The organism is Bartonella senegalensis OS02 (assembly GCF_000312545.1).
GTDB lineage: Bacteria > Pseudomonadota > Alphaproteobacteria > Rhizobiales > Rhizobiaceae > Bartonella > Bartonella senegalensis.
Genome location: NZ_HE997543.1, coordinates 75,780 through 82,478 on the forward strand (window position 1 = coordinate 75,780; position 6,699 = coordinate 82,478).

Consider the following 6,699-nt stretch of genomic DNA (forward strand, 5'->3'; position numbering starts at 1 on the left):
CTTGAAGAAACAGTCTCTTCTGATACAGAGGAAAACACCCCTGTTAATACTAAAACAATGGTCTCTCCTAGTTCTGAGGGAACAGCCTCTCTTGGTAGTGAGCAAATAATCCCTTCTAATGTAGAAGAAACCACTTCTCTTGATCCTGAAAAAACGGATGCTCTTGACACTGAGAAAACTAATCTTCTTAATGATGAGGAAATTGCCTTTCTTAACTCTGAGGAAACGACCGATTCTGATGCGGAGGAAACTACTACTCTTAATCCTGCGCAAATGACCTCTTCTGATGTAGAAGAAGCTTCCTCTCTTGGTCCTGAAGAAACAACCCCCGCTGATGCTGAAAAAACTACCTCTCTTGATGCTAAAAGAACAAGAAGAGCTACAAGGGCTCTTGTGCCACAAGTTGCGAGCTACTTGGTCATGCCTAATGCTTTATTCTCTGCTGGTTTTACTGATCTGAACAATCAAAATGCACTGTTAAACAATATGCGCACAACCCTGTTTGAACCAGAAAGCAAGACACGAATCTTCCTATCCTCCTATGGCAATAAAATCATCTTATCTTCTAGCCGTAGTCCACTACACTACGGCTATGGGGCTGAAGTGCGCTATGCGGCTGTACAAACAGGATTTACATTGGCAGAGCGAGAAGGAAAAAACAGCACCACAAATCTTGGTATTATGGGAACATACGGAAAACTGGCTTTCACCCCAAAGGAAATGGAAGACGCTGAAAAAAGTATCCTTGATAAATGGTCACTCACTGCATATGGCAGCTTCCAGAATGACAAGGGCATCTATCTCGATACACTGTTCTCTTACGGAACTATAAAGGGCAATATCACCACTGCCCTTATTGGAAATACTACAAAACTCAATAAGACAAAAACATTGGGGGCATCGGCTACCATTGGACAAAAATTGGCAACCCATGTAGAGGGATTGGTTTTTGAACCACAAGCACAATTTGTTTATCAACGTCTCATGTTTGGTACCCTCTCAGATATTGATGGCTTTAACGTAAATATGGGCAATCCTTATCAATGGTTGCTACGTGTTGGGGGGCGTTTGACACAAACTGTAAGTGTTGTTGAAAGAAACCGTGTTGTTTCCTTTTATGGAAAAGTAAATATTATCAAAACTTTTGATGATCAAGGAACGATACAGATTGGGGATACTCTTCACCTTGACCCTATGGGATCTTCGGTTGAAGGTGGTTTTGGTGTTAATGCCCAACTCTCTCACAATTTTGCCCTTCATGGGGATGTCAGTTATCAACGCAAACTGCAAAAAGCTGGCATATCGGGCACTAATTTTTCAGGTGGAATACGTTATCAGTTTTAATGCACAATCGCGAAGGGTAATATAAGACTATAAAACAAACCTCGTTTTATTAAAAGCAAACGTTGTTTTATTCCATTCACATCCATAAAAAAGGCAGCACACTGGGCTGCCTTTTAACTTTATTGGTACTCTTTTCCTCATCATCGAAGTGTCGGTAGTAATGAGCGGGAATATAAGCGGAACACACTTCACTCTTCTCATCCGCTCTGTTTATAGAAAGAGCAGTTGAAGAACTGTTTTTATTGATCCTCTTACCACAAGCAAAACATTAATTTATAATGATAATTCACTGCTTTGCATGTTGAATAAGAACCCCAAATACTGTTAAGATTCTCTCATTTCAATCCTGTTGATATTGCATCAATCAAAACCACTTATTTGCACAGAACAAGCTGAGCTGATGTGTGAGTAAAAATTGTTAAGACAAGGAGTAGAAATACCTCTTATGAACCATCTCAAGTGCTAAGAATTGCCGCAACATGTGAGAAGAGGCAAAGGAATGAGGGTGCCAGCTTGCTTCTTCACAAGCGTAAAGATGGGGGTGCTCAATAGATTTACCGTTATATCCTTCACAGGTGCTGCCGTGAAAGAAGCTTGAGAGCATTGAGAGATGTCTCTTGAAAACAAGCCCGTGAACCTGCAACTGGGTGGCATTCTGTTTTACGTGAAAGACCTGCACCCATTAAAAACGTGAAAAACAAAAGCGTAAGGCAATGCCTAATCTCCATTATTGAAAAGATATCGCTTTAGATGCTTTTAAAAGTCGTAAAACTGAACGGAAAGGCGACGGTAAAGATGGAAATTGGTTTTTATCTTTATGCCTTTATATTCTCCCCAAATGAAGCTGTCTCCCCGCTTTAGAGATTACAAAAACAGAGAGTAGGCAACATCCTTGCCTCTCTCTGGCATGCAAAAACCAATACAGCTGGTAAAGCTCTTATTCGTCTTGATCTCTGTTTCAAACATGCTGGGGTGCTGGGCGTGGATGTTGATTGACAAGCAAAAACAAAAGCACAAGCTCTCTGAGGTAAACAACGCCATAAAGTCATAAACCTTCCAACAATGGAATAGAGAGATATACCAGTTTTTTTATCAAACACTTTGCCAAACAACAACCATAACACATCTGGCTCCGCGTCTGCTTATGCTTACAGGAGATCGCACATGTCCCTTGCGTTATCTTTGTAAAAGTCAGATTGAATGGAGATATATGGATTATCGCTCCTGCGATATCACATTCATCAGACAATCAAAAAGCTTCATGAAAAGAGTTTTTTGCTACACCGGCATAATCAAAAAGAATAAAGAAAGACCATTAAACTTTTCCTTTTTTCATGCTTCACAACTCCCAAATCTCTCTATTTTGCATAAAATCAAAAAAAGATTTTAAGCTTGCCCAACATATTATATCAGCATATATTACAGAATGTAACAGTATGTTACTCAAAAACAGATACCACAAAGCACAAAAAGAGGTTGTTATGGCTGATATAATAAAAACCGCTATGCTTTATTCAACATTGATTATCACCATTAATGCGCTTGTCGTTGTCTTAGCTCTCATCATAGAAACGCATTAAACAGTGTCTTTTAGTTTTTTACGACCTACACAAATAAGTGCCTTAAATTCTCATAAGCTCAAAGGAGGATTTTAAGGGAGTCTTTAAATTATGCATCAATTCCCAGCACCCCTTGCCAACTATTTTTGTGTCTATTTTTGCTTTTTGTACGCATGTTGAACAATGAGGCTTATATTTCCTTTTGATCACCATCATTTCTTTTTGATAATTTTTTCATCTTCTCTTTCCTTAAAAAGCAGCAAACAAAAAATCCCAAACTCTGTTGGCTTTTAATGAAGCGTATAGAGCTGTACAGCCTGTATTTATAGGCCGCAAATCTGTTTTCTTTCACAAGAGCATTTCCCTGCATCTAAAAGAAAAAACTCTGCAAGGGAGCGGAAGCGTTCTATTTATTGGAGTGTTTCTCCTGTAAAACAGGACGCTATTGGTTTGCTAATTCACATGCTTTTTTAAAGAAACATGTCTTAAAGCACCCAAGCCCATTTCATGGCGGCGCCTGTGAAGGGTATAACGATAAAGTCATTGAGCACCACCATCTTTACGCTTATAAAGAAGCAAACTAGCACCATCATACTATTTGCCAGCTCAAAATGTTACTAAAGCCCTTGGCACTTGAGACGATTCATAAGAGGTATTTTTAGTCATTTCTTGTACAATTTTTACCCACACGCCAACCCCACTTGTGAAGTGCAAGCAAGTGATTTTGATTAATTCAGCATATACAGATTTGAAATGAGAAAATCTTAACAATATTCAGAGTTCTAATCCAAGGTGAATAACAATAAATTATATTTATAAATCAATATCTTATCTCTATAACCAGAGCCTCTATAAGAGAAATCATGACTCTGAATTCTGCTATTTTTCGTTATTTTATAAACCAATAGTAAATTTACTAAATTCAACTGTTCGAACAATATTAAATGAGGAGAGCAATATTCAATGGAATGCTTTTGAAACAAAACGTGTTAAGACACCAACAACAAAACAGTTAAAAGAAACCTCATTCGTTTCAGTATTATCAGGAAAATTTGTTGTTTGTTAAAAATCAGCCCCCCTCTAGACGACAATCATGCAACCTATTAGTCATTGCCACTATAAACCTAGAAGAAGATCCACAATGAAACAGAACAATAGAAATTTTTACGGATAATATATCCTCCCATAGCGTATGCTACTTTTTTCAATTCAATCTCTTCTTCTGAACAAAGCGCCGGGCAAAATACATTTACATTTCTAATATTTGCTTCTTAGCAAGAGAAATTACGCCAATAAAAACGTATTATCGTATATCATTTTTTACATTTTTCCGTATTTCTGTGAAAGCAATTCACGCACCTCATCTGCTATTTTTGTTCCACGACTTGCACAACTCACCTTAATCAAACGATGCAAACTTTCCGGTACATCAATTGTGAGGCGTTTCATACCTCCCTCTCTGCACCCTTTATGGTTTCCTACCCATGCATCAGCTGTGAGAGGAATTGACTTATTGGTTGGTTTGGTACCAATTTTAATTTTTTTGTTCATTGTGCTAACTCCTTGATTTCCGCTGCAACGGCTTCAATCTCTGCTGCCGCTGGTCCTTGCTTATCGACTTCATAAACGGCCTTTCCCTGTGTCGCCGCTTCTGCAAAAATCACGCGCTGTGCAATATGAGCAGAAAGCACATGCACTGGATACATTCCAAGAGCTTCACCCACGTCACGCCCTATCGCTGTATTAACTATTTTACGATTAATAACAAAAGTGGATTTCAGATTTTCTTTATAAACACGTGCTTCGTCAATAAGCTTTACAATCCCATCAGCAGCCCAAATATCATAAGGGCTAGGTTGCACTGGAATAAGCACGAAATCCGAAGCCATAAGAGCACTGCGTGCAAGATCAGTGACGCGTGGAGGACCATCGATAATGATATGATCATAGTTATGACCAATCTGTGTAATTTCCTTATGAACTGTTGGGCGCGGCAAACCGACAACTGGAAACAAAGGAGCACCCTCACGAGCAGCCGCCCAATCCAGTGCACTACCTTGTGGATCAACATCAATAAGCAACACACGTGCTCCTGTGCGTGCAAAGCTAGCAGCAAGATTCACACTCAAAGTGGTTTTTCCCACGCCCCCCTTTTGATTCAAGAGTCCAATGATCATTTATGACGCCTTTCAGCTTTATCGTTTTTACGATAATACAGAAAATAATAAAGCAGACAAGAAGCCTTTGAGAGATTCAAAGTAATGATCTCTGCCATTTCACAACAAAATTTTTAGTATGGATCAATCCCCATTGAATTCTTAAAATGCTTTTTTTTTGCGTAACCGATACAATCAACCGAAAGAAAAACTTGTTCCATCTCATAGAGATTATACCTTATTTCTAAGGAGAATCCGTCATTGTGCAAATTGAATGAACACAAAAAAGAGGAAGTTTTTTGTGTACTATCCTCTTGTATTCAGAAACAGAAAAAACATGCGCTTGCACATCACCAGAAGAAACAATGTATGATAAAAACCATTTAACAAAGAATGCCATATGCCTTTTATCAACCGTCAAAACCCAACCATGGGACCTAGAAGAGAGAATGATGATGAAAGCTGATAGCTTCATAAGTATAAAGGCTGTGATATACCAATAGCTCATGCATCATCCTCTGCACAAACGATATTGAGAGAAAGAATTGGAAGCAAAGTAAGATGTCTCCTTAAAACAAGTGCACCAAAGTGCATCAATAAGCAACGCAATAAACTGCCTGCTGTTTTTCCAGAAAAGCGCCATGCCATAAAAACACGAACAACAAAAAAGGAAACATTGCGCACTCTCCATGACAAAGTCATCTCTAAGGGAGGTGTGAATTTAGCCCGGATTTAACATCCCTCGCACAGCATTTGTGATAAAAAACGAGCCAATACAGCACAATCCAAAAAGTGCAAAGAATTCTTTAGAAATGAGCAACTCTCTTAAACTCTCTTGCTTGAGCCGCATCAAAAAATTTCTTTGTCTCCCCGCCCACAAATAACATCATAAAAACATATTAAACGTTGCCACCAGCAGCAGAAAGAAAGGATCATGACACAACAAGGGATGAGTCTTATGCATAAGGTATCTTGCGTAGCCGCAGAGAATATTTTTCCAACCACATCTATTCTTCTCGACAGAGGAAGCATTTCTGTTAAAATATTCACCTATAAAACCTCACACATGATTGTTTTTTTGGTAAAAAACAAAAGAACAACACGAAAATGCACCCCAGAGGAAATGAATAAGGATGAACTTACAACAAATTGACTCTGATATTTTTATCAGTGCCCAAATCAGCGTTGAAAACGTTGAAACATTAGCGCAAGCTGGCTTCAAAACGATCATTTGCAACCGCCCCGATCAAGAAGACCCGCATCAACCTGATTTCTCCCTCATTAAAACAGAAGCGCACAAATATGGCATAAAAGCCTATCACATTCCTATCGTGCCACCGACCATAAAGAAATCAGAGATTGAAACTATGAAAACGATTTTAAAAACAGCATCTTTGCCCCTTCTCGCCTATTGTCATCATGGAACACGCTCCATGCATCTTTATCGTCTAGCGCGCCTTTAAGCACTTGTATTAACGGATGAGAAAGGAACAAGCTGTAAACTTTTCAACCATAATAAAAACCGCAAAATCTCATCAGGTTATGAAAAAGCAAAAGAGAAGGCAATGATGAAGTCAGATCTCCAAACATTTGTTTCCCCCTCTAAACAACGAAAACTTCATATATTCCACGATATTCTA

General features: G+C 38.7%; 5 protein-coding genes and 2 pseudogenes. 3 read left to right on the top strand and 4 right to left on the bottom strand.

Annotated elements, in window-relative coordinates:
• On the top strand, positions 1-1,344 hold a 1,344-nt coding region (locus tag BN200_RS07250; RefSeq protein WP_019221886.1), incomplete at its 5' end, for an autotransporter outer membrane beta-barrel domain-containing protein.
• A 436-nt stretch (positions 1,345-1,780) separates the two neighbouring features.
• Positions 1,781-2,564 (top strand): annotated as a pseudogene (locus BN200_RS09775) (integrase); the annotation flags it as partial.
• Between the two features lie 804 nt (positions 2,565-3,368).
• On the opposite strand, the pseudogene BN200_RS10120 reads toward BN200_RS09775, so the two are convergent.
• The 4 genes and pseudogenes from BN200_RS10120 to BN200_RS07280 all read right to left on the bottom strand — a co-directional run.
• Positions 3,369-3,494, bottom strand: a pseudogene (locus BN200_RS10120) (integrase); the annotation flags it as partial.
• Positions 3,495-4,223: 729 nt separating this feature from the next.
• The gene (locus BN200_RS07265) at positions 4,224-4,454 is read right to left on the bottom strand and encodes a hypothetical protein (protein WP_019221890.1); all 231 of its coding nucleotides are present in this window, start codon (positions 4,452-4,454) and stop codon (positions 4,224-4,226) included.
• Positions 4,451-5,080 (bottom strand): ParA family partition ATPase, encoded by a 630-nt coding sequence (parA, locus tag BN200_RS07270; RefSeq protein ID WP_019221891.1) that lies wholly within the window; start codon positions 5,078-5,080, stop codon positions 4,451-4,453. Before parA ends, BN200_RS07265 begins: the two co-directional genes overlap by 4 nt.
• Positions 5,081-5,563: 483 nt before the next feature.
• On the bottom strand, positions 5,564-5,755 hold the full coding sequence (locus BN200_RS07280) for a hypothetical protein (RefSeq protein WP_154645990.1): 192 nt from the start codon (positions 5,753-5,755) through the stop codon (positions 5,564-5,566).
• Between the two features lie 437 nt (positions 5,756-6,192).
• On the opposite strand from BN200_RS07280, the gene BN200_RS07290 reads away from it, so the two are divergent.
• A complete protein-coding gene (locus BN200_RS07290; protein WP_019221897.1) occupies positions 6,193-6,522 on the top strand; it encodes a protein tyrosine phosphatase family protein in 330 nt (109 codons plus the stop codon).
• Positions 6,523-6,699 lie beyond the last annotated feature (177 nt).